This window comes from Scytonema sp. UIC 10036 (genome assembly GCF_009725235.1).
This window is the reverse complement of record NZ_WJFC01000024.1, coordinates 56,733-77,898: the sequence shown is the minus strand read 5'-3', so window position 1 is coordinate 77,898 and position 21,166 is coordinate 56,733. Positions and strand designations below refer to the sequence as shown.

24 protein-coding genes are annotated in these 21,166 nt (G+C 37.5%); 10 read left to right on the top strand and 14 right to left on the bottom strand.

What is annotated here, in order from left to right; translation table 11 throughout:
* Positions 1-204: 204 nt before the first annotated feature.
* The 3 genes from F7734_RS13875 to F7734_RS13865 all read right to left on the bottom strand — a co-directional run bounded on the left by F7734_RS13875 (position 205) and on the right by F7734_RS13865 (position 1,838).
* Positions 205-765, bottom strand: a complete 561-nt coding sequence (locus tag F7734_RS13875) for a DUF3808 domain-containing protein (RefSeq protein ID WP_166481889.1) — start codon at positions 763-765, stop codon at positions 205-207.
* Positions 766-814: 49 nt separating this feature from the next.
* Positions 815-1,486: a tetratricopeptide repeat protein gene (locus F7734_RS13870; protein ID WP_155745276.1), complete on the bottom strand. Its 672-nt coding sequence runs from the start codon at positions 1,484-1,486 to the stop codon at positions 815-817.
* Between the two features lie 169 nt (positions 1,487-1,655).
* On the bottom strand, positions 1,656-1,838 hold the full coding sequence (locus tag F7734_RS13865; protein ID WP_243146868.1) for a hypothetical protein: 183 nt from the start codon (positions 1,836-1,838) through the stop codon (positions 1,656-1,658).
* Between the two features lie 171 nt (positions 1,839-2,009).
* Here F7734_RS13865 and F7734_RS13860 point away from each other — a divergent pair, with 171 nt between their 5' ends.
* Both F7734_RS13860 and F7734_RS13855 read left to right on the top strand, forming a co-directional pair.
* Complete coding sequence (locus F7734_RS13860; RefSeq protein WP_155745275.1) at positions 2,010-2,405, top strand: type II toxin-antitoxin system RelE/ParE family toxin; 396 nt, start codon at positions 2,010-2,012, stop codon at positions 2,403-2,405.
* A complete protein-coding gene (locus F7734_RS13855; protein ID WP_155745274.1) occupies positions 2,377-2,694 on the top strand; it encodes a DNA-binding transcriptional regulator in 318 nt (105 codons plus the stop codon). The genes F7734_RS13860 and F7734_RS13855 overlap by 29 nt, the downstream gene beginning before the upstream one ends.
* A gap of 4 nt (positions 2,695-2,698) precedes the next feature.
* Here F7734_RS13855 and F7734_RS13850 read toward each other — a convergent pair whose 3' ends face one another.
* The 7 genes from F7734_RS13850 to F7734_RS13820 form a co-directional block, all read right to left on the bottom strand.
* Positions 2,699-2,923: a hypothetical protein gene (locus tag F7734_RS13850; RefSeq protein ID WP_155745273.1), complete on the bottom strand. Its 225-nt coding sequence runs from the start codon at positions 2,921-2,923 to the stop codon at positions 2,699-2,701.
* Complete coding sequence (locus F7734_RS13845; RefSeq protein ID WP_207714097.1) at positions 2,898-3,416, bottom strand: tetratricopeptide repeat protein; 519 nt, start codon at positions 3,414-3,416, stop codon at positions 2,898-2,900. Before F7734_RS13845 ends, F7734_RS13850 begins: the two co-directional genes overlap by 26 nt.
* A 49-nt stretch (positions 3,417-3,465) precedes the next feature.
* Positions 3,466-4,137 carry a tetratricopeptide repeat protein gene (locus tag F7734_RS13840; protein ID WP_155745271.1) on the bottom strand — a complete coding sequence of 224 codons (672 nt, stop codon included), beginning with the start codon at positions 4,135-4,137 and terminating at the stop codon, positions 3,466-3,468.
* 169 nt (positions 4,138-4,306) lie between these two features.
* Complete coding sequence (locus tag F7734_RS13835; protein WP_155745270.1) at positions 4,307-4,798, bottom strand: hypothetical protein; 492 nt, start codon at positions 4,796-4,798, stop codon at positions 4,307-4,309.
* A 385-nt stretch (positions 4,799-5,183) separates the two neighbouring features.
* Positions 5,184-5,912: a DUF928 domain-containing protein gene (locus F7734_RS13830; RefSeq protein WP_155745269.1), complete on the bottom strand. Its 729-nt coding sequence runs from the start codon at positions 5,910-5,912 to the stop codon at positions 5,184-5,186.
* Complete coding sequence (locus F7734_RS13825) at positions 5,905-8,439, bottom strand: CHASE2 domain-containing protein (RefSeq protein WP_155745268.1); 2,535 nt, start codon at positions 8,437-8,439, stop codon at positions 5,905-5,907. Before F7734_RS13825 ends, F7734_RS13830 begins: the two co-directional genes overlap by 8 nt.
* Before the next feature lie 61 nt (positions 8,440-8,500).
* Positions 8,501-12,913: a tetratricopeptide repeat protein gene (locus tag F7734_RS13820; RefSeq protein ID WP_347566193.1), complete on the bottom strand. Its 4,413-nt coding sequence runs from the start codon at positions 12,911-12,913 to the stop codon at positions 8,501-8,503.
* 31 nt (positions 12,914-12,944) lie between these two features.
* On the opposite strand from F7734_RS13820, the gene F7734_RS63405 reads away from it, so the two are divergent.
* The 3 genes from F7734_RS63405 to F7734_RS13810 all read left to right on the top strand — a co-directional run bounded on the left by F7734_RS63405 (position 12,945) and on the right by F7734_RS13810 (position 14,251).
* Complete coding sequence (locus F7734_RS63405) at positions 12,945-13,133, top strand: hypothetical protein (RefSeq protein ID WP_243146866.1); 189 nt, start codon at positions 12,945-12,947, stop codon at positions 13,131-13,133.
* A gap of 224 nt (positions 13,134-13,357) precedes the next feature.
* Positions 13,358-13,564 carry a hypothetical protein gene (locus tag F7734_RS13815; protein WP_155745266.1) on the top strand — a complete coding sequence of 69 codons (207 nt, stop codon included), beginning with the start codon at positions 13,358-13,360 and terminating at the stop codon, positions 13,562-13,564.
* A 366-nt stretch (positions 13,565-13,930) separates the two neighbouring features.
* A complete protein-coding gene (locus F7734_RS13810) occupies positions 13,931-14,251 on the top strand; it encodes a hypothetical protein (RefSeq protein ID WP_155745265.1) in 321 nt (106 codons plus the stop codon).
* 227 nt (positions 14,252-14,478) lie between these two features.
* Here F7734_RS13810 and F7734_RS13805 read toward each other — a convergent pair whose 3' ends face one another.
* On the bottom strand, positions 14,479-14,739 hold the full coding sequence (locus tag F7734_RS13805) for a hypothetical protein (protein ID WP_155745264.1): 261 nt from the start codon (positions 14,737-14,739) through the stop codon (positions 14,479-14,481).
* 501 nt (positions 14,740-15,240) lie between these two features.
* Here F7734_RS13805 and F7734_RS13800 point away from each other — a divergent pair.
* The 3 genes from F7734_RS13800 to F7734_RS13790 all read left to right on the top strand — a co-directional run bounded on the left by F7734_RS13800 (position 15,241) and on the right by F7734_RS13790 (position 16,528).
* Complete coding sequence (locus F7734_RS13800; protein ID WP_155745263.1) at positions 15,241-15,615, top strand: STAS/SEC14 domain-containing protein; 375 nt, start codon at positions 15,241-15,243, stop codon at positions 15,613-15,615.
* Positions 15,608-16,033: an HNH endonuclease signature motif containing protein gene (locus tag F7734_RS13795; protein ID WP_155745262.1), complete on the top strand. Its 426-nt coding sequence runs from the start codon at positions 15,608-15,610 to the stop codon at positions 16,031-16,033. Before F7734_RS13800 ends, F7734_RS13795 begins: the two co-directional genes overlap by 8 nt.
* A 162-nt stretch (positions 16,034-16,195) precedes the next feature.
* Entirely contained in the window at positions 16,196-16,528 is a 333-nt protein-coding gene (locus tag F7734_RS13790) for a hypothetical protein (protein WP_155745261.1), read from the top strand.
* An 81-nt stretch (positions 16,529-16,609) separates the two neighbouring features.
* Here the strand turns inward: F7734_RS13790 and F7734_RS13785 are convergent, their stop codons facing one another.
* The gene (locus tag F7734_RS13785; RefSeq protein WP_155745260.1) at positions 16,610-17,008 is read right to left on the bottom strand and encodes a hypothetical protein; all 399 of its coding nucleotides are present in this window, start codon (positions 17,006-17,008) and stop codon (positions 16,610-16,612) included.
* Positions 17,009-17,025: 17 nt separating this feature from the next.
* On the opposite strand from F7734_RS13785, the gene F7734_RS13775 reads away from it, so the two are divergent.
* A complete protein-coding gene (locus F7734_RS13775; protein WP_155745259.1) occupies positions 17,026-17,202 on the top strand; it encodes a hypothetical protein in 177 nt (58 codons plus the stop codon).
* Positions 17,203-17,667: 465 nt separating this feature from the next.
* On the top strand, positions 17,668-17,985 hold the full coding sequence (locus F7734_RS13770; RefSeq protein ID WP_155745258.1) for a hypothetical protein: 318 nt from the start codon (positions 17,668-17,670) through the stop codon (positions 17,983-17,985).
* Between the two features lie 171 nt (positions 17,986-18,156).
* Here F7734_RS13770 and F7734_RS13765 read toward each other — a convergent pair whose 3' ends face one another.
* Positions 18,157-19,515, bottom strand: coding sequence for a DUF1822 family protein (locus F7734_RS13765; RefSeq protein ID WP_155745257.1), 1,359 nt, complete (start codon positions 19,513-19,515; stop codon positions 18,157-18,159).
* On the bottom strand, positions 19,512-20,936 hold the full coding sequence (locus tag F7734_RS13760) for a hypothetical protein (protein WP_155745256.1): 1,425 nt from the start codon (positions 20,934-20,936) through the stop codon (positions 19,512-19,514). The genes F7734_RS13765 and F7734_RS13760 overlap by 4 nt, the downstream gene beginning before the upstream one ends.
* Between the last annotated feature and the right edge of the window lie 230 nt (positions 20,937-21,166).

Sequence of the window (21,166 nt, the reverse complement as noted above, 5' to 3'; positions counted from 1 at the left end):
GGATTGTTGTGAGAGTTGGTATTATTGGGAAATAGTGGTGCGTTACACTGACAATAACGCACCTTGCTATAGCAGTTTTCAATTGGGTGCAATACATAATAAAGTTATGGAACCGCAGATGAACGCAGACGAACGCGGATAAATCTGTACTTCACTCAAGTGAAAATCCCTATAATCGAATTATTCAATACAAACAAAATTGTTCTAGCTAGTCTGAATGTTTTTTATCATGTCTTGTGCTTTTTTTGCCAATTCTGGTTCTCCTTGCGCTTTAAAAAGGTTAACTGCCTGATTTAAATCTAAAACTGCTGCTTCTTTATCGCCTAATTTATATTGACTAGCAGCCCGGAAAAAATAAGCATGAGCAAATTTAGCATCAAGCGCAATGACTTGGTCAAAGTCTGATTTTGCTGCCTCATATTTATCCGTAGATAAATAAGCAATTGCTCTACCAAAATAAGCATAAGTAGCAATCTCATTATTACGTTCAGTCTGTAGAACTTTGTTAAATGCTTCAATTGCTCCTTTATAGTCATCTTTTTTTAAGAGGTCATAACCCTGCGATAATTGAGTTTCAACGCTGGAACTATTACCACTTGTGTTAGCTGGTTTTAGTTGGGAATCTCGAATCTGTGGTTTTTCTAGCAACGGTGAAACTTGTGCTGCTAATTGATTGGGATTTTGGAAGTTTTGAGCATCCGCTTTAGCACTATAAAAACTTGCTCCTAATACAACTAAAGTAACTGCTAATTTTAAGCCTTTCATTGTCATGTCTCCTGTGTGTTTACAAATTTGTTACTGTATCAAGATAGTTTTAAGCCGTCGGAATTTCTTTCAATACATTTAAAGCTTGTTCAGCAGCTTCAGGGTTTCCTTGTTTTTGATAAAGTTCCGCAGCTTTTTGTAAATCGGATTTTGCTTCATCTGTTTGAGCTAAATTCGCTTTAGCGATCCCTCGCCAAAAATAAGCGTGAGCAAATTCAGGTTCCATTTTGATGGTTTGCTCAAAATCTGCAAGCGAGTCGCGATATTTTTCTAGTTGAACGCGAGCAAATCCTCTGCCAAAGTAAGGATAAGCGGAACTAGGGTCAATACGTATCGCTTGCTCAAAATCTTCAATTGCTGTCTGATATTCTCCTAATTGGGTGTAAGTAAATCCTCTAAAGAAGTAAGCTGCAAAGTTATTTGCATCAATTTTTAAAACTGTATTACAACCTTCGAGTGCTTTGGGAAAATCTCCTTTCTCTAAATCTCGTGATATTTGAGTTAATAACGCATCTACATTATTAGCATTACGAGCTTTGGGAGAAGAATTGAGTTGGGACAGTGGTTGGATTTTAGGTAGTTTTAACTGGGGTTTTAATTTAGTATTTGCTTGTGTCACCAGCAATACATTAGAATCGCTTAGGCTACCTGCAAAAGTTTGGGGAGTAAAAAGTATTGTTCCGACAACTGCGATGACTGCTGCTAATTTTAAGCTTTTCATTTTGTTTACTCCTTGATATTTGTTGATGTTGGGTTGATGTTAGATGAATGAAGTTTTACTAAGATAAATAAATGCACCCGTTGAAATTATGTTTTGTTCGCTCACAGGGATATGTATTTCTAGAGGAAAAGAGGATATGCCAAAATGTATCTCTCTTTAACTAAAATTTTTAAAACCGATAGCCTACACCAGCTTTCCAAAGTGTTCCTCCCCCATTGGTGAAATAAGTTGCATCAGCATACAGCACGACATTTTTGCTAACTGCACCTTCTGCACCACCTTGCAATACTGTTCCTGTACCGAAGGAAACTGAGGAAGTGCTATCGTTTACAGTCAGCGCAGAACCACCCACTCCTGCATAAATATTTACGTCACAGCTACGCCAATCTCGCCAAATCCCGCAATCTCGCCAGAGTTGGGAGTGAGTTTACCTGTGTCTGGCTGTTGTTCTGTCGCTATTTGGCGAGATTCAAAAGCTAAAGTATAGGACTAAGTGCTATACTTTAACCAAAGAGACTATAAAATGAAAATTTACAAAAACCGTACTTTTGACCGTTGGGCGCGAAAGGAAGGCTTAAACAATCTTAGTCTCTGTAACGCTGTAAACGAAATGGCAGCAGGGCTTTATGATGCTGACCTTGGAGGTGGACTGTTTAAAAAACGCATAGCAAAACCTGGGAAGGGTAAGAGTGGTGGATTTCGGACACTAGTAGCTACTAATAATGAAGATCATTGGTTTTTTATTTTTGGCTTTTCAAAAAACGAACGCAGTAACATTGACAAAGATGAAGAAGAAGCTCTGAAAATGTTATCCAAGCAATTACTTGCTTATACATCAGAAGAACTTGAGCAAGCAAAAAATAGTAATGCGTTAATAGAGGTAATTTGTAATGCGGAAGAAAAAATCAGCAATTCTTGAAGCAGTTCATGAGACAGCAGAAGACCTACACAAAGCTGGGCTAATGAATCAAACTACATTGCGCGAATTTGAACACCTATGCCTACCTCCTATTGAGCCTCTAGAACCTAATCAAATTAGAGAAATACGGGAATCATCTCAAGTCAGTCAAGCTGTTTTTGCACGTATTTTGAATATAAGTCCTTCAACAGTTCAAAAATGGGAAATAGGACACAAGCGTCCTAGTGGAGCATCTCTTAAGCTACTGCACTTGGTCAAGAATCGTGGGTTAAACAGTATGCTGTATTAAAATGTTAACGCATAAAATTCATAAGTTCCAAGCTATCAAATACCTCTTGTACTGTTTTCGATTGCTCGTCATTTAAGTTAGGAGAAACGTTTCTCCTAGATTCTGTCTCTTCCTCTAAGTTAGAAGAAATTTTTTCTTCTAACTCAGTAGACTCATCTAAACTGGAAGAGACATTTTTCTCTGGTTCTGCCTCATCATTCAAGTTAGGAGAAATGTTGTTGATACTCAATGGCTTTGGGGTAGTCTCCCAGACTATAGTAGGTATTACCGAGACCACCCAGCGCATTACCCTCCACTTGACGGTCTTGTGTTTCTTGGGCAATTTTCAGACTTTTAAGCGCAATTACTTGGTCAAAGTCTGATTTTGCTGCCTCATATTTATCCGTAGATAAATAAGCAATTGCTCTACCAAAATAAGCATAAGTAGCAATCTCATTATTACGTTCAGTCTGTAGAACTTTGTTAAATGCTTCAATTGCTCCTTTATAGTCATCTTTCTTTAAGAGGTCATAACCCTGCGATAATTGAGTTTCAACGCTGGAATTATTGCCACTTGTGTTAGCTGGTTTTAGTTGGGAATCTCGAATCTGTGGTTTTTCTTGCAACGGTGAAACTTGTGCCGTCAATTGATTGGGATTTTGGAAGTTTTGAGCATCCGCTTTAGCACTATAAAAACTTGTTCCTAATACAACCAAAGTAACTGCTAATTTTAAGCCTTTCATTGTCATGTCTCCTGTGTGTTTACAAATTCGTTACTGTTTCAAGATAGTTTTAAACCGTCGGAATTTCTTTCAATACATTTAATGCTCGTTCAGCAGCTTCAGGGTTTCCTTGTTTTTGATAAAGTTCCGCAGCTTTTTGTAGATCGGATTTTGCTTCATCTGTTTGAGCTAAATTCGCTTTAGCGATCCCTCGCCAAAAATAAGCGTGAGCAAATTCGGGTTCCATTTTGATGGTTTGCTCAAAATCTGCAAGCGACTCACGATATTTTTCTAGTTGAACGCGAGCAAATCCTCTGCCAAAGTAAGGATAAGCGGAACTAGGGTCAATACGTATCGCTTGCTCAAAATCTTCAATTGCTGTCTGATATTCTCCTAATTGGGTGTAAGTAAATCCTCTAAAGAAGTAAGCTGCAAAGTTATTTGCATCAATTTTTAAAACTGTATTACAACCTTCGAGTGCTTTGGGAAAATCTCCTTTCTCTAAATCTCGTGATATTTGAGTTAATAACGCATCTACATTATTAGCATTACGAGCTTTGGGAGAAGAATTGAGTTGGGACAGTGGTTGGATTTTAGGTAGTTTTAACTGGGGTTTTAATTTAGTATTTGCTTGTGTCACCAGCAATACATTAGAATCGCTTAGGCTACCTGCAAAAGTTTGGGGAGTAAAAAGTATTGTTCCGACAACTGCGATGACTGCTGCTAATTTTAAGCTTTTCATTTTGTTTACTCCTTGATATTTGTTGATGTTGGGTTGATGTTAGATGAATGAAGTTTTACTAAGATAAATAAATGCACCCGTTGAAATTATGTTTTGTTCGCTCACAGGGATATGTATTTCTAGAGGAAAAGAGGATATGCCAAAATGTATCTCTCTTTAAGCAAAATTTTTAAAACCGATAGCCTACACCAGCTTTCCAAAGTGTCCCTCCCCCATTGGTGAAATAAGTTGCATCAGCATACAGCACAACATTTTTGCTAATTGCACCTTCTGCACCACCTTGCAATACTGCTCCTGTACCGAAGGAAACTGAGGAAGTGCTATCGTTTACAGTCAGTGCAGAACCACCCACTCCTGCATAAATATTTACATCTTTTGCCACACCGATGTCATAGGTAACTGTAGGGATCGCTAGAGTTGCACAGACATCACTTTCACAAGCACCTGTTGCAGTAGCACGGATAGAAATTGGTAAATTTTTAAAGTCAATACGTCCTGTCACCGCAGGTAAAACACCACTTCCATCTCCGTTAATTCCCACTCCGATATAGCTTCCATCCATTCCAGTTGCAGCACTTGCTGATTGAATTGAAAATAAAGTTGGAATGCAAGCGATCGCAGAAGCCGCAAAAATAGTTGCTAGAGATCTGAGAGCCTTCATTGTTGGATACTCCTTGATATTTGAGATGAGAAAAGTTCTAAGAAAACGAATGATTTAACCTGTTAAAATATATGAATTACAGGTTTTTTCTGACTTGAGGTGATTCCTCTTTGTCTGCTCGTATTTATATATTTCTGAGGTTTGAGAGGATATGCCAAAATTGGAGACTTTTTTGGAAATGAGTTGTAAGTTAAGTGATAAATTAGCCCAGAATGCTTATCAAATAAGGCTTAAGACTCTTGAAGATTTTTAGTCAATATTTTCTTTCAACAAAGTTTTTTATATATCTTGAAAATCTGGACTGCGAACACACAGAAAAACATAAAAATACCCAGATAATTTATCTGAGTATCTTCTAAAAATATGATTGCTGATTTTTAACTACTTATTGCGACTTGTTGCACTCTGTTTTCATCTGTTGCAGAATATTTTGACGTATTTTAAGTAACTCAGTAGAGGGCTTTTCTACTGAGTAAGCTTGCTGTAACGCATCAGCCCATAATTCCTCTTGTATAAAATAGTTAGCCTTTGTCAGTGCGATCGCTTCCCCATTAGCTCCTTGGGCTTTTTGTTCCTGCTCCAAACCTTTTAATTTATTGGTTATGCGTTGTCGTTCTTGTGGTTCCATTACCATAAATTTAGTATTTCCAATTACTGTATCTCCCTCAAAGACTACCCAATAATAAGTTTCACCTGGTTGTAGTGGTTCTCCTGTATAACTGATAAATTGTTTCCCTGAAACTAATTTCTGAACCCATAAAGTCGTCTGTCTATTCTTCATCAGACCAACTTGTTGTATATTTCCTTGCCAAAGAAATAACGGGCGATCGCTCCAAACAATTCTGGGTATATTTGGTTTACCCTGTAGTGCATCTGGAGATATCATACAAACAGAACTTGGTGCAGATGAATCACGAAGTGGACGACCGACGGCTTTACGTGGTTTAACTGGAGGTTTTGGTTTAGATAAAGGTAGGAAAACATTAACCCAAGATAAAAAAGAATTTGTTGGTTTTATTTCCGCTTTTAACTTCAAGTTGGCAAATAATGGCGACCAAGTAATATTGAGCGCTAAAATGACTAAACAAGGCTTGATGTAATTGAACTTATTCATAAGCTTTTTTCCTCACAAATGCTAAAATAGCATACGACCAAATTGTCAGCGATGGTAAAAACCAAGGTAAAATCACTGCGATTGATGAAAGATAAATTTGCAAGCTTATTACACCATAAGCTGCTGTCAATGCACCTGAAGCTAATAAAATTTGTAACTTGATACGTGGATTAATTTGTATTATAAAATATAAAGTTTTACCAAGCAAAATAGCTATTAAAATCATCCACAAATCTGGGATAGGTACAACGATCCTGTTATTTAACAAATGATGTACTTTATAAGCATGAATCTCACCGCCAGTCAATACTTGATTTTGATTTTCTGGATTCTCTAAGTGTCGCCATAGTTCTAGAGCAGGAGGTAAATCAAAGTTATCTTCGCCATCTTTCGACATTCCTGCTTCACCATATCCCCCTGGTGCAATGATAACTATTTTATTTTTTAAGTTAGAGATAGATAGCTTTTGGCTATTATTTTCTAACAATTGCCAAGCTGGAATACTGCGATACACATGATTTGGAGGAACAGAAAAATCAACAATCGGGTGCAGCCACATTTGACCAAAATAATAGCTAAATTCTGTGAGTGGTTGTAAATTAATTCGTGGTAGCTTAAAACTAGCAATATTCTTCAGATTATTCTCTTGTAAGAACTTTTCAATCTGCTTACTAAAGTCTGTTTTACTATTTAATTTAGGCTGTGGTGGTTGTGTGAGTCCATCTTCAACAGTTTTATCTGCAACTGCAATCAATCCTTGTTGTTTTTTATTTGATGTGGTAGCTGTTTGTGGTGCTGTATACTGTAACTGATGCGATATTGCTAATAAATTAGAAAAAAATAATGGTTGAGATTGAGATTTGTCTGATGGGGATACGAGTTGCATATACCCTGGTAAAACCTCAATTTCCCCTTGCAAAGTCCAATTAGGACTAGCAATTTCAGGTAATACTTTTAACCTCTCACCATTTCGGACACTAGTTGTTGCCAGAACAAACCATACTGGTTGAGATGAATTTACACCAGCCTGAAGAGATTTAGCTAATAGTAGATCGTTCTCTCCCTGATATCTATCCAATAAATAATCAATACCGATTACCTTAGCACCTTTGGCTCGTAATTTATCAATTATTCTTGCAAAATATTTTCTATCCATCTGTCTTGCATTGGATAGCTTTGAGTCTTTAGTTGCATCTCTAAGTGATTTTTCATCTATTTGTACTAATAAAACTGGTGGAGTTTGTCTTAGTTCAACTTGTCCTGTTAATTGACGGTAAATAGCTTGTGTTTTTAAACGCTGTGCTAATAAATTGTTCTGTACAGGCAATTGTGTACTGACAAGAAATAAAGCAAAAATAGCAACCGTTTCAGTTCGAGATGGGCTGATTTTTCTTAAATTCTCTATGATACCCAATTTAAAGCGGAATAAATTTGCTTCTGGATGAAGAAATAAAGAAGGGATAAGATATGCACTCGGATAAGTCAAGTTCTCTTCTAATTTCAGATGCTGACAAGCTGAAGTTAAAGCTTCTTGGACATCCTTATATTGAGCCAATATCTGTAAAAAGTGCAGCAAAAAATCAGAAGCAACTTTATTATGAATTGGTTCGCGCATGATAGCTACTTGACTTAATCCTAAATCAATCAGTGTGTTAGCAATACTCAAACCATTACAAGAGTTAAATAAAGCAAATTGCAAACCTTTTTCTAAAGCTTTATTTAATAAAGGTATAATTTCACTCATTGATAAAGTTGTGTTGGGAGCAATTGAAATTTCTCCACCTGTCAACGCTGTTTCATTGCTGTGACCAGCGAATAATAAAATATCCCATCCTAGTTCTGATGTAATAGCTTCCTTTAGTTCGGATTTGAGTTCATCAATATTTTTTTCTGGTTGCCATCCGACAAATTTAATTTCAACAATGCGTTTAAGTTTTTGGATTGCTTTCTTTTCAGCTTCAAAATTTAAGCCAGTATCATCGCCTAAAATTACTAAAACTCTAGATTTACCGTGACGAATATTATTTTGCTTGGCTACCGATCTATGGATATTGATAGGACTGCGAACAATATTAATTTTACTCGAAGAAAAAACTAATTCCGTACAAATCTCCCAACTTTCCCAAGGTAAGTGTGCTAATTCTAGAGCATCACAAGTCAGAAAAAGATTAATATTTGTCGATTGGAAATTAGCAGATAATAATGATACTTGAGTTATTGCTGACCTAATTTCATATAGTTCACTACTACGCAGCCAATTATGAAATTCAGATAGAAATTTTGCCTCTGCTTGTACTAATTTTGCGTGCCAATCAAGAGTTGGTGTTTGAAGAGTGCCGGAATTTGCTATCCTTCCTCGTAAAGATGTTTTGTAAAAACTTAGGTAAGTGCGTTGCCATTCCTGATAGAGAAATGTCAAGTTTTCGGGATAGGGAATTTTGGCACTGAGACGTTGTGCGGTTCCCCAAGTTAATTCAAATAAGCAAACCTGTTCAATGCGTTGTACTTTGAGGTGAAAGTTAGTCATTTCTGATTTGTGGTTTATTATTTGTTAGTTGGTAGAGATGCGATCGCATCTCTATTAATTTTTAAAGTCCATTGCCAATTAAAATAAATGGTGCCCAGTAGTAAGGATGTGAATAACCGCTTTGATGTTTTTCATTTCTTGAGGACGTACCGGGTTGTATATTCACTGTAATACCACGTTGTTTGGGGTTTCTGCTGAAGTTATTCCCGTCTAGTAAGCTCAATTGCGCTTGACGTAATGCTTCAGATTTCGTCATTTTCCCTGTGGCGAGGTTTTTGTAAAATAGTTGCATTAGTTGAGATGTGCTAGGGTCATCAACTTTCCACAGAGATGCCATAACTGCTTTAGCTTTATCTTTTAGGAAATAAGAACTAATACCTTGAATTTCTATGCCATTTTGGTCTGAACCACCAAGCGCTGTTTCGCAAGCAGATAACACCACAAGATGAACACCACGTAAATTTCGTAAATATTGAATTTTTTCAATTGGATATTGTTCACCTGTTCCTAGAAGAATGTAAGATTGTGTAGGGTCTTTAGGTTTAAAAAGAGCGTGAGTGGCGATATGTAAAATGTTACGCCCCTTAATGTTATTTTCCAATGTATCCTGATTAAAATCTTTGTTGATAAACTTATCACCTGGGTATATTCCTTTCGTATCGCTGAGTGATTTGATGATGGAATCTAATTCTACGGGTACATATTTTAATGCTGGAAATCTACCATCGGATGTTGTGGCTTCATTTGATAAGCCTAAACCTAAAACCTGTGTTTTATTCACCTCAGAGGGTAGTTTATCATCAAAATTTGTTAAACCCACATTTATAATAGATGTGACAGTATAATTCTCAATCAAATACTTATCACCATCAAATAGCGCTCCCATTGGAATATAGTTAATAGCAAGGTCTGGTACCAATACCAAATGTTTGATTTTGTTTGCTTTGAGTTCAGCTTCTACAGGTTTAATGAGACAATCATACAGTTTTTTGCCTGTTGCTTTTACCTGTTTGATATCACTAGATGAACTTTGTAATAATTTGCGAAAACCAGTAACATCTTTAGTTAGTTCACTTTCGCTTATTTTACAAACTTTACTATTGAAAATACCACCTTTTGATGCCCAAAGTATTCTGATTTTATCCTTAAGTACCAAGGGATAAATCAAGACTGTATCCGTTTGCTCATCTACTATTTTTGAAGCCCCAGCAATTAAATCAGAAGTACGGTTAAAGACCTTATCAATACCGGATTTATCAACTTCAGAATTTTGAATATTTTTTCTTAGCTGATTGAACTCCTCCGTTAGTTGTCGATACTGATTTTTTAAACTAGTTATTTGAGAACAAGTTTTATTTTCGCATTCAGCAAGTTGCTTCCCAAATGCGATTAAAGTCCCATGTTTATTAATAATTTGCTTTTCTGTGCTACTCAATTCTACATCTGTAATCTTTGTCGTACTTCTCGTTTGACGGGTAAAATCATTGATATTTTGAAGTGCCAAAAGTTCAAGTATTTGTTGTGCTTCTGCGTCTCGCCCTTGAGAGGATAACAAATCTGCTAGTTGCCGATAAATATCAGAGGTTTTGACTTTCCCAAAATCAACGGTTGATTGTAAGAAAGAAGCTTGTAAATCTGGTGTTAATAATTTAATACCAGTTCGCACTTCTTCAATACGATTGATAGCTTCTTTGTAATAACTAATGGCAAGTTGAGGTTGATTTAAATCAGCATAAGCACGACCTAAGCCAGCATAAATACTAGAATCAGCACCTACGGCTTTAGCTTGGGTTTTAATTGCTAGTGCTTGATTATATGTTTTAATTGCTTCTTGCTTTTTACCAAACTTACGCTGCAAATTTCCTATAAATGTGAGTACACCCTTCTCATGGGTGGGATTTTTCGATTTTCTTGCAAGTTGTAAACTAGATTGTGCTCCTTCCATTGCTTTTTGCTCGTTCTTTAACTCACCAGAACCTAGACTCAGTACAATATTTCCTATTATTTCTATTTCAACTGTTTTGGTTTTGGGTAAAATAGCTAAACCTTGATTCGCATATTCAATGATTTTTTGTGGTTGGTCTTTACCAAAATAAGTGTAAGCAATAAGAAATAAACTTGTACTCTCAGACTGAGGATTTTTCATTTTCTGAGCTAGGGTAAGTGCCTGTTGTAAATATTCAGCACTTTTTTGTTCATCTCCTAAAGTGTTGTAGAATAATCCAATTTCAAGAAGAGTTGTCTGCTCAGAATATGGGTCGCTATTTTGTTTAGCAATTGATAATGCTTCCTGAAACAATTCCAAACTTTTCTGATAATTGCCTTGATTAGTATAAATCTGTCTTTGAATATTTAAAGCATCTATTTTTAGCTTGAAATTTTTAGTTTCTTCTGCAAATGTCAAAATTTGCTGTGCGGAATCCAAAGCTTGCTGATAATTTCCCTCTCCTGTAGAAGCTGCGCTAAGTTGTTTTAATGCTTCTACTTCCAATTCAATATTATTAATTTTCTTGGCAATTCTTAAAGCTTGCTGGAAAAATTCAATTGCTTTTTGAAATTCTTGGCTCTTCTTATATATATCACCTAATGTCATCAATGCACTAGCCTCAAATTCTGGGTTTTTTAAAGTTTTTGCAAAGTTTAAACGTTGTTGGGCATATTCAAAAGCTTTATCATATTCCCCTATATTCTTGTAAACTAAACTCAAAAAACCCAAAGCAGACAGCTTTTGATAATAAGCATGATGTTGAGACTCCTTCGGTAATTTCTGAATATCAATTTCATTGGATTTTATTAAAGCTTGTTGTGAAAACTGAATACCTTTATCAAAGTCACCTAAAACACTATAAGTAATAGCAAGTCTTAATAAAGCCTGTGCTTCAAAAGCTGTATCTCCGAGTTGTTTAGCAATTTCCAACTCTCTCTGACCTAATTCAATAACTTTGCTAATATCTCGTAGGTCTTTATAAACTTCTGGTATAAAAGATAAAGCATATCTCTCAGCATCTAAATTTTCAGACTGTCGAGCAATATTCAAAGCTTGTTGAATAAATTTCTCTGCTTTTTCTAATTCTCTTAATTGGAGATGATAATTACCTATGAGTGAGTAGGATTTACTTTGGAGTTCTAATATATTTTTCTCTATTGTTGAATTCTTTAGTTCTCGTGCAAGTTTTAAAGTTTCTGGCACCAATTTGAGAACTTCATTAGCTTGAATCATTACCTGATAATAATCTTTTTTAAGTGCGAGATCGTTAGCTCTTACAAAATAAAAGCTCATGATTTGCATGAGAATATCTAATTGTGCAGAACGATTATTTAGTACTTCTCGTTGGATAGCTAATGCTTGCTGAGAAAATTCAATTGCTTTGTCAAATTGTTTCTGAAAACTGTAAATCAGCCCAATTCCAACAAGACTTTGAGCTTCTAGTATCCTATTCTTTATTTCTCTGGCGATGATTAGTGATTTTTGTAAATTTTCCATAGCCAGGTCATATTTACCTTGTTGAACGTAGCAAACTCCAATAATAGAGAGTATTCTGGCTTCTTGCTCAGTGTTTTTAGCCGTTAATGGTAAAGCCTGTTGATACAATTCTAAGGCACGGTCATATTTCTCTTGTTTTGTATAACTCTCTCCTAGAGATGCGAGAATCTCAAATTCAATAGATTTATCTTTTACTTCACGAGCAACAGGTAATGCTTTTTGATAAAATTCAATAGCTCTATCATATTTCTTTTGATTAAAATAAGTATCTCCTACAGCACCGAAAATCCTAGCTTCAAAAGAACGAATTCCTGCTTCTTGAATGAGTGGTAATGCTTGCTGAAAAAATCTCAATGCATTGTCATATTCTTTTTTCTTAAAATAAATACCTCCTATCTGCTGTAAACTACTGCCTTCCCTAGCGCGGTTTCCCACTTCACGATTCACAGCTAAAGCTTTATTGAACCAATTCAAAGCATTAGAATAATCATCTATATTATTGTAAGCTGCTGCTATCCAAAAGAGAGTCAATCCCTCTTGAAATTTATCACCCAATTCTTGATGCATCGCCAGTGCTTGTTGTAAAAGCTTTAAGCTTTTATCGTGCTGTTTCAAGAAACTGTAAGTCAATCCCATTCGACCGAGAGTAACAGCTTCTCCAGCTTTATCTTTCACCTCGCGGCGAATTTCTAAAGCTTGCTGTAAAGTTTTTAAAGCTTCCTCTTCTTTAAATAAGGAAAGGTAAACCCCACCAAGATTATCTAGGGTTTCTCCTTCTCCAGCGCGGTCTTTAATTTCTCTACGAATCGTCAATGCTTGCTGTAAAACTTCTAATGCTTTTTCCTGTTGAACCAAACTGTTATAAACCTGTCCTATATTATTGAGGGTTTGCCCAATACCCGCTTTATCCCCCAATTGCTGCCTAATCTCCAACACCCGTTGATAAGTCTGCAACGCTTTGGGATATTCCCCACGCCGAGACTGCTGCACCCCCTCTTGAAACAACTTATCCGCTTGGGCTTTGCGATCGGAACTTGTCGCAGTTTGTGCTACTGTATGCTTGACGATCGCATTATTTGCAGCAACTCCAACACCACAAGTCAGTGAAAACACTAAACTAGCTAGGGCGAAACTCTTCAAACGGTTAGACATTGGTCACTCCTCTTGTATAGCTACAGGCGATCGCTTGTTCAATCTCTTGTATTTCTGAGGACAAACCAGGTTATGCAAAATTTATGCAAAATCAAAAATTCACCTCAGCATAGTAACGATACCTTGAGGAGACATTCCGTAGAAACACTGCTAGTCTTTTGTAAAGTAAAGATATTGTGAAGAAAAGCTCAAAAAGTTTCTGGAGTTAGCTGCAACACAATACTAATACCTTTTGCTATCTTATAAATGTAAACCAGTTTTGTGATTTTATGGTTAACAGTTATGGCAGGAAGAAAGAAACTCGAACGCACAAATCTCCACGCACGAGTAGCCCAGGGTACGGGAGAAAAGCTAAAAGAAATCGCCCAAAATCTAGGCTATATCTACGATAACGAAGGTTCTACCGGACAACTATTAGATGCGATCGCTAACGGAGAAATTATCTTAATCCTCAGTAATAAATCATCTGTCATCTCTAAAAATAGTTAAATTTATTCACAAAAACTGGTGTAAAAGTAATGGAAAATAAAATTGGGGACAATTGTGTCCCCATTTATCGAATTAAGGAGGTGATTTATTGAATCAAAACGGTAACGGTCACCCTTGGTTTTTGGAATCCTGTTAAAGTCTTTATCCGTACTCTTCTGAGACTTTGGGAGAAAGAAGATAAAGTATCTGGTGAAACATACCTCGTAGACTCGGAGGTTGTTGAAAGTGACCTAAATGATGTGGCTGATGAACCACAGCAAAGGTCACAAAATGATGACAACTAATTAAAACGATAGCCCCTAACTTAACTTGGGGGCTATCTTCCTTAATAATCTTACACTTGTTATTAAATATCTCCGATTAAATATGTCAAATTCCAGTACTACGATTGTACGTCCTGTTTACTACCGAATTATTCAGCGTCGGGGTAACGGTTGGGCTTTTAAAGAGGGTACACCATTTATAAACCTGTTTAATGCACCTTTGCTTTCCCAAGAAGATATATTTGCAGCTTTTGACACTTCAATGAAAAAAGTGGCAATCGCACTTTTCCGCATCAACGGTGGAAAGCAGGGTTACTATATCGCCAATATACTGGATAAAAAATATTACTATTGTGGGACTCAGTGGGAGGATGTAAAAACCAAGCTCAAGGAATTGGGAATTGGTAGAGATGACCCTATTTAGGATAAGGTTTTAGACATTGGCTCAAGTAACTGCTCAAGCGGTTCATCTGTCATGCTTCGACGAGATGCGTTTTCAGTAAAGAACTACAGGGGCGCTATGTGTAAATATTTACGCTAAAGAGTTAACACACACAAGTTACCCTATTAATTCCCGTAGCCTGCTCTTACTTGGATAGTGTTGCCAAAAACTCCTCAGGCAACATTGCTGGAACTACAGAATTACCAAAATCAGATGTATTTCGTGTTCCTATGACATTTCTCCTCTAAATAATCCACATAGGATTCTGCCAGATTTTCTCTTCCTAACTCAACCGCACCAATTAAACTTTGAGTCCAAGGGTCAAGTTCGTTTAAAGGCTTTTTGCTTGAACTCTCAGAAATAGATGATAGTGTTTCTTTTTGAATCGATGCTAACACCGACTGAACTAAATACCAGCGCTCGCTAATTGGTAACTGCAATGCCTGCTCTTGCAATTCTTGCAAAGTCATTCGTATTTTTTCACCCAGATCTGTATATCTTTACATTGTAAATTGATGACGGTGTTTTGAAAAAACCAATTAAGTGTCTGTTCACGATCGCTAATTAACTGAAGCCGATCTAGCCGACTCTCCAACACCACAAGTTAGTGAAAACACTAAACTAGCTACGGCGAAACTCTTCAAACGGTTAGACATTGGTCACTCCTCTTGTATGGCTACAGGCGATCGCTTGCTCAATCTCTTGTATTTCTGAGGACAAACCAGGTTATGCAAAATTTATGCAAAATCAAAAATTCACCTCAGCATAGTAACGATACCTTGAGGAGGTATACCGTACAAACACTGATAGTCATTTGTCAAGTAAAGATATTGTGAAGAAAAGCCAAAAAAGTCTCTTTGGTGCTGAGTTTTTCTCTTTCTGCTGGCAGGGTTGCTGAGTTCAGCCCCAAGCGTTGGGCTAGGCAATCCTTTATAATAGAAAAAATTCCGTAATATCCTTTGAAAGTCCCCATGAGCCTCGACGAACTCATCCAGGCAGCTAATCAACTGGACGAAGCAGATCTGGAGCGGCTCTTCCAGCAGGTTGTCATCCTTCGTGCCCACCGCAAAGCAAACGTCCTGCCATTAGAAGAAGCTCAACTGCTCCATAAAATTAACCAATGTATCGACCCAGAACTCCGCGCTCAATACCAAACGCTTCGTGCCAAAAAAGAAGCTGAAACTCTCACGGACGCTGAATACAACACCCTGATCCAACTCAGCAATCAAATCGAACAATTCGGTGCCCAACGCCTCGAAGCCCTCGCCAACCTCGCTCAACTTCGTCAAGTCTCCCTATCAGAACTCATGGAAACACTAGGCATTCAACCTGTTACCTATGTCTAGTGAATATGTTCCTGTTGCACTCAAGCAACTAGTCTTTAACCGCGCCCGTGGTTTGTGTGAATATTGCCGCAGTCAAGCGAAGTACGCGATCGATCCGCTAGTTATTGACCACATCCAACCTGTTAGTCGGGGTGGTCAAACTATCGCAGAAAATCTTGCTTTATCCTGCCAAACTTGCAACAACTACAAGTACAACAAAACTGAAGCGCCCGACCCAGCTACAGGACAACTTGCTCCTCTTTTTCATCCCCGGCAAATGGACTGGAACCAGCATTTCGCTTGGAACGAAGATACAACTCAAATGCTCGGTATTACACCGATTGGACGGGCAACGGTTGCCCTACTCCAAACCAACCGTGAGGGTGTGATTAATATGCGTCGAGTCCTTGCCATTATGAATGAACACCCACCTGACTAGTCGGTCGGTGCGAGCGCGAGTTAAAGAATTACTTCAAAATTTTCACAACACGAAGAAGGCACCTACCCAACTAGACACTGGCAACTTTTGGGTCTGGTTACAAGGACATACCCTAGCGGGCTACTAGGGGCTTTACTCAAAATAAAACAGATTTACATAATTATGACAGATTCCAGCACTACAGTCGTTTGTCCTGTGTACTATCAAATTATTCAGCGAAGAGGGAATGGTTGGGCATTTAAACATGGTGAGCCATTTCTGAACTTATTCAATGCCCCAAATTTGTCTCCTGAAGACGAATTTGCAGCGTTTGGTACTTCGATGAAAAAAGTAGCGCTCGCGCTTTTCCGCATCAATGGTGGTAAGCAGGGTTACTATATCGCCAATATACTGGATAAAAAATATTACTATTGTGGTACTCAGTGGGAGGATGTTCAAACCAAGCTCAAGGAATTGGGAATTGGTAGAGACGACCCAATTCAGGATAAAGGTTAGAGAGTGAAGGTAAACGAAGATGAGGTTTAATTAGCACTTTTGGATCTGCAACAGAGTAATTCCACGTGAGCAATGCTCATCCTACGAACGAACTGAGTGAACTGTTTGAGAAACTTGAGGGAATGTTTCATTTTGATTGGGTTTGGAGTACTCATCAAAGAGTTGAAAAAATTGTTCCAATGCTTTATATTCATCCGGCGAAAAAAATAGGATGATTTTGTCCCACGACTGACTAGAGGGAATTTGATACTTTTGCTGAATCCAAGTCTGAAAATTGGAAAAGTGCTTCTCCTGGTCAGTTTCTGGTTGTCCAAGTTGATGACGGGCAAAGAAATACCCTGCCAGAAAGGTTCTCAGATGGGAAATGGAAGGTTGACCCAGATACATAGCAGGGCGTTTTTGAATGTTTCGGATCAGATCGTATAAGTCAAGCATGAGTTCTTTTGCATAATCAAAAATTTCTGAATGGCTGCTGCACATTCGACGCACTCAAACAAATGAAAGCGGTTAGCGATCGCAGTAATTTGTTGGCGAAGTTCATCATTGCCATATTAGCCGAACTAGCTAGAAGACAATTACAGACAGAAAATAATTTACAACGCACTCAAGAACAAATTGAACGCACTCAAGAACAAATCGAACGCACCCAACTGCAAATAGACGCTACTCAATAGCAGTTAATTCTACCGGACAACTATTAGATGCGTTAGCGAAGCTTATCGAAGATATCGGCAACGGAGAAATTATCTTAATCCTCAGTAATAAGTCATCTGTTCTCTCTAAAAATAGTTAAACTTATTCACAAAAACTGGTGTAAAAGTAATCTAAAATAAAATTGGGGACAGAATTGTCCCCATTTACCGAATTAAGGAGGTGATTTATTGAATCAAAAAGGTAACGGTCACCCTTGGTTTTTGGAATCCAGTTAAGATATTTATCCGTACGCTTTCTCAGTTTTGGGAGAAGCGGGATAAGGTTTCTATAATAGCTAGTCCTGTTTACTATCGAATTATTTAGCTTCAGGGTAACGGTTGGGCTTTTAAAGAGGGTGAACCATTTATAAATAGTCACTAATAAAAAGCGCACTAGAACCACTCTAGTGGGTAAGATTTGTAAATAGAACTTTGTTTAATACCATTATGACCACAAATCAACCAACTATAGAAGAACGCTTAAGTAGACTAGAAACTTTATTTGTCAACGTTGGCGAAAAAGTTGCAGAGCATGATGGCAACATTGACGTACTGGTAGCGAACATCCAGCAATTAACCGAAAACGTATCAGCAGTAAACCAAAGAGTAGACGCACTAACAGCGAACGTTAATATTCTAGCAGAGCAAGCTGCACAAGACCGTCAACAAGCTGCGATAGACCGTCAAGAATTCCGTAATTCAGTTAATCAAATACTCAATTACTTACGTGACCGCAATGGGGGAAGCCCACCACCGCAAATTTAAAAACTGGCAATCCAGAGAGACCACCAGTTTCTAATCCAAAAATATAGATGCCCTTCTAAATGAGGGGCATTTTAGTTCTTGCGTACTTAACGTGCTAAATTTAAGAATAATGCCAAGAAAGTAAAGCTCTAATTTCAAAATTGCCAAAATTTCTAAAGCCAAATCCACTGCTTACCTCCCCAAATCAAACGCAAACGGAGGTAAAGTTACCTCAACCCCATCCATCAAACTTACACTTACCAAAAACTTCTCATCCCAATAACCGATCGCACGAGTAAAGATGTAAGAATCCTCGCTTTCCGCATTTAATCCCAGTTCTTCTAAAATACCCGTTTGGTCGCTAACCCTAAGTTTAATATTAGACGGTAAACTCATCAAAGCAGGTGCGCCTAAAATTAACAATAAACTCCACTCTGGCTGCTCAGATTCTGCTACCAAATGCCAAGTTACCGCATACATTCGCAGAGGTATCCCAGCTAACAGTAAATCTTGATAGGCACCTCTTGCTTGTATGGGAATTTCCAAACCCCTCTGTCGTAGTTGGGTAACAATAACCTCAAACTCTTCCTCAGGACTACGTATTGGACGCATTGCAGAAGCTGATGCAATTGGTAACAGCACCCAAGAAAGTTCCTGCGCCAACTCATCTAACTCATCCCACAACCAACGTCCAGCGTTGACTGCTGGTTGCGTAATTAATTTGATTAAATCCTGTAAAGAAGTATTGACTGAAGGCTGATTTTGCGTTTCTAAATGTTGCTTTTGTAAGGTATAAACCCAATTCAGTAATTCCGGATTAGTAAAAACAGCAGTTGCTTGTTCCCAGGTTAAAATATCAGATAATTCTCGTTCAGGCGATCGCAACTCTGGCAATAATTCCAGTAATTGATTTTGTACCGTTGCTAAAATCCCAGTCCGGTGTGTGGGAATTGCTGGTAAAGATATGGCTGATACTTCCAGACAACGTAAATATAGCAACAAACGGTCTGGATTATCCTCAAAACACGCTATTGGTAATTGATAACTCCAATCCGACTGTAGCGACGTTAAATCTAACACCTCTATCAATTCTTGATAAGCTAAAAAAGCATAAACATTCGCCGCTTCTTGTTCTTCTAACACCTCCACCAAAACATAAAAATGGGGAATAAACTCAGGTAAATCAATAACGACTCTAGGTAAACTCACCATTTCATCGCTGAGACTACCAGTAGCAATCAGACAAACCTTAAATTCACCAACTTGTAAATTAGCAACACCATTAATAAAATTTGCAAAAGCTGGTTGTAAAATTGTACATTTATCTCGATTAATCGCTATTGATTCTGCCCTTTCCTCTAACCATTGCTCAAAAGCAAATAAAGCCAAACAATTAAGATAAACTTGCCATTGCTTCAACTCATCAGGAATGCGATCGCTAATTTCTGCGGCTCGCTCAATATCATCATATGATAAAGCGATCGCTGACGTTGGTAAGGTTTCAAAATCTAGATAAGACATGGGTAAAATATTACTTGATAGGTTACTCATAATTGATTATTCTCTTGTTTTCTAATATCGAGATATTCACATAAACGTTCTGCAAAAATATCAGGTTTTAAATAACTTTTCATCGTTCGAGATTGAATTTCTGCATTTTCGATAATCTTGCTGATTTCTGACGAAAGTACAATTGTCAGTTGCTCATCTAATTGCTTCAAAACTTCTCGTTCGGCATATAACTTAGCTTTTTCTTTCACAGCATCCTTTAAAGCCATCAACATTTCCTGTTGTACATCAGTCCGAAGTTCCTTTAATTTCAATAACTTTGTTACTGCATCTTGCGCTCTCATTCCCAGTTTTTCAGCAATTTCCTTCATTGCTAACTTCTGACATTGCGATAGTTCGAGAGCAGTCAAAAATATGTGTGCTTTATCACCTTTTTTTCGTTGTAATTGCCTTACCTTTGATTCTGTAACTTTAGCTAAAGCTTGCTGTAAAGAAATTTGAACTTGCTGACGATAAAACTGTAAAAACTCAGCTTGTTCGTCATTGGATTCAACAACATCAATTGTTGAGGGAGCGGGAGTTTCTTCTAATAAAGAATTAAACTTTCCCTGATTCACAGCATCTAGAGAATCTATTGGTAAAGAACCACCCCGAACATAAATTCGATACTCTCGTAATTGAGTAGCCAGCTTTTTCAACTTTCTCCTCACAGTTTCAGCATCAAATAATCGACCCGTTTTATTCTTGATATATTGGGCAATATTTTCTAATTGTTCCGTAGTCGGTTCGGTGCATATACTTCTTACCTTTTTTCTTATTTGTTGTAGCCTTTGAACGCGGTAAATAGTATGATAACTCTGTAAAAGATATTGTGCTTCTTCAATTTCTACATGACTCACACTCAGAGTATGGAATTCCTTGAGAATACGCTCCAATTGTTTAGGTTGAGTATCGTTTAAAATTGCCCAATCACTAATCAAGTAAACACCGCATTCCAATAAAAATTTATTTAATTCTGGATGCTGTTTTACCCTTATCATAGCCCAAGTCGTCAAGCTACTTTGCTGCGAATCAAAACTCTGAAGAATTTGCCGAGAAAAACATTTATACTTACTTGCTGGTGATAATTTACCATCATCATCTAAGACAAAAGGTAACAAATCGCTGCAACGAAAATTATGCTTTTCACCAAATTTCCTTACTAATTGCAGACACCCTTGCTCTAAAACCCAAGAAAGAAAGCAAAGTAAACAACGTTCTGCAAGCAAAGCTGTTTCGTTAAGTGCATTATTGTATAACTGTAACAATTGAAACTGAATATCTCCGTCAGGTACATCATCACCCGGTACCAAAGGGGCAAACATCTGTGTGAAAAAAGACTTAGCAGCAGGTATTTCCAGAATTTTCTGCTTACCTCCCGCATCAATCTTCACTAAGTTCCAATATCTTGAAGCATTGCCCATAAGTAATTTTCTCTAAATATCATTGTTGATTGTCACATAGTAACTGCTCCTATACGCAAGAATTTATATCTTACTCCCTTTCCGCCCGAAAATTACCTATTTAAATGAACCACAAAGACGCAAAGAGCGCTAAGAAAGAGGAAAAGTAGATTGGTAATCTTATAGCGAGAAGGGAGTAATACATTTCATACTCAGGTAGGGGTGCTCTTGCCGCCGCGCCCCTACAATTG

Coding starts and splice junctions, on each gene's coding strand:
- F7734_RS13770 (WP_155745258.1), top strand. CDS start 17,668: ATGACCACAAATCAACCAACTATAGAAGAACGCTTAAGTAGACTAGAA.
- F7734_RS13800 (WP_155745263.1), top strand. CDS start 15,241: ATGAGCCTCGACGAACTCATCCAGGCAGCTAATCAACTGGACGAAGCA.
- F7734_RS13835 (WP_155745270.1), bottom strand. CDS start 4,798: ATGAAGGCTCTCAGATCTCTAGCAACTATTTTTGCGGCTTCTGCGATC.
- F7734_RS13840 (WP_155745271.1), bottom strand. CDS start 4,137: ATGAAAAGCTTAAAATTAGCAGCAGTCATCGCAGTTGTCGGAACAATA.
- F7734_RS13825 (WP_155745268.1), bottom strand. CDS start 8,439: ATGACTAACTTTCACCTCAAAGTACAACGCATTGAACAGGTTTGCTTA.
- F7734_RS13830 (WP_155745269.1), bottom strand. CDS start 5,912: ATGAATAAGTTCAATTACATCAAGCCTTGTTTAGTCATTTTAGCGCTC.
- F7734_RS13815 (WP_155745266.1), top strand. CDS start 13,358: ATGGCAGGAAGAAAGAAACTCGAACGCACAAATCTCCACGCACGAGTA.
- F7734_RS13790 (WP_155745261.1), top strand. CDS start 16,196: ATGACAGATTCCAGCACTACAGTCGTTTGTCCTGTGTACTATCAAATT.
- F7734_RS13870 (WP_155745276.1), bottom strand. CDS start 1,486: ATGAAAAGCTTAAAATTAGCAGCAGTCATCGCAGTTGTCGGAACAATA.
- F7734_RS13810 (WP_155745265.1), top strand. CDS start 13,931: ATGTCAAATTCCAGTACTACGATTGTACGTCCTGTTTACTACCGAATT.
- F7734_RS13765 (WP_155745257.1), bottom strand. CDS start 19,515: ATGAGTAACCTATCAAGTAATATTTTACCCATGTCTTATCTAGATTTT.
- F7734_RS13795 (WP_155745262.1), top strand. CDS start 15,608: ATGTCTAGTGAATATGTTCCTGTTGCACTCAAGCAACTAGTCTTTAAC.
- F7734_RS13760 (WP_155745256.1), bottom strand. CDS start 20,936: ATGGGCAATGCTTCAAGATATTGGAACTTAGTGAAGATTGATGCGGGA.
- F7734_RS13855 (WP_155745274.1), top strand. CDS start 2,377: ATGCGGAAGAAAAAATCAGCAATTCTTGAAGCAGTTCATGAGACAGCA.
- F7734_RS13775 (WP_155745259.1), top strand. CDS start 17,026: ATGAAAGCGGTTAGCGATCGCAGTAATTTGTTGGCGAAGTTCATCATT.
- F7734_RS13875 (WP_166481889.1), bottom strand. CDS start 765: ATGAAAGGCTTAAAATTAGCAGTTACTTTAGTTGTATTAGGAGCAAGT.
- F7734_RS13845 (WP_207714097.1), bottom strand. CDS start 3,416: ATGAAAGGCTTAAAATTAGCAGTTACTTTGGTTGTATTAGGAACAAGT.
- F7734_RS13785 (WP_155745260.1), bottom strand. CDS start 17,008: ATGTGCAGCAGCCATTCAGAAATTTTTGATTATGCAAAAGAACTCATG.
- F7734_RS13860 (WP_155745275.1), top strand. CDS start 2,010: ATGAAAATTTACAAAAACCGTACTTTTGACCGTTGGGCGCGAAAGGAA.
- F7734_RS13805 (WP_155745264.1), bottom strand. CDS start 14,739: ATGACTTTGCAAGAATTGCAAGAGCAGGCATTGCAGTTACCAATTAGC.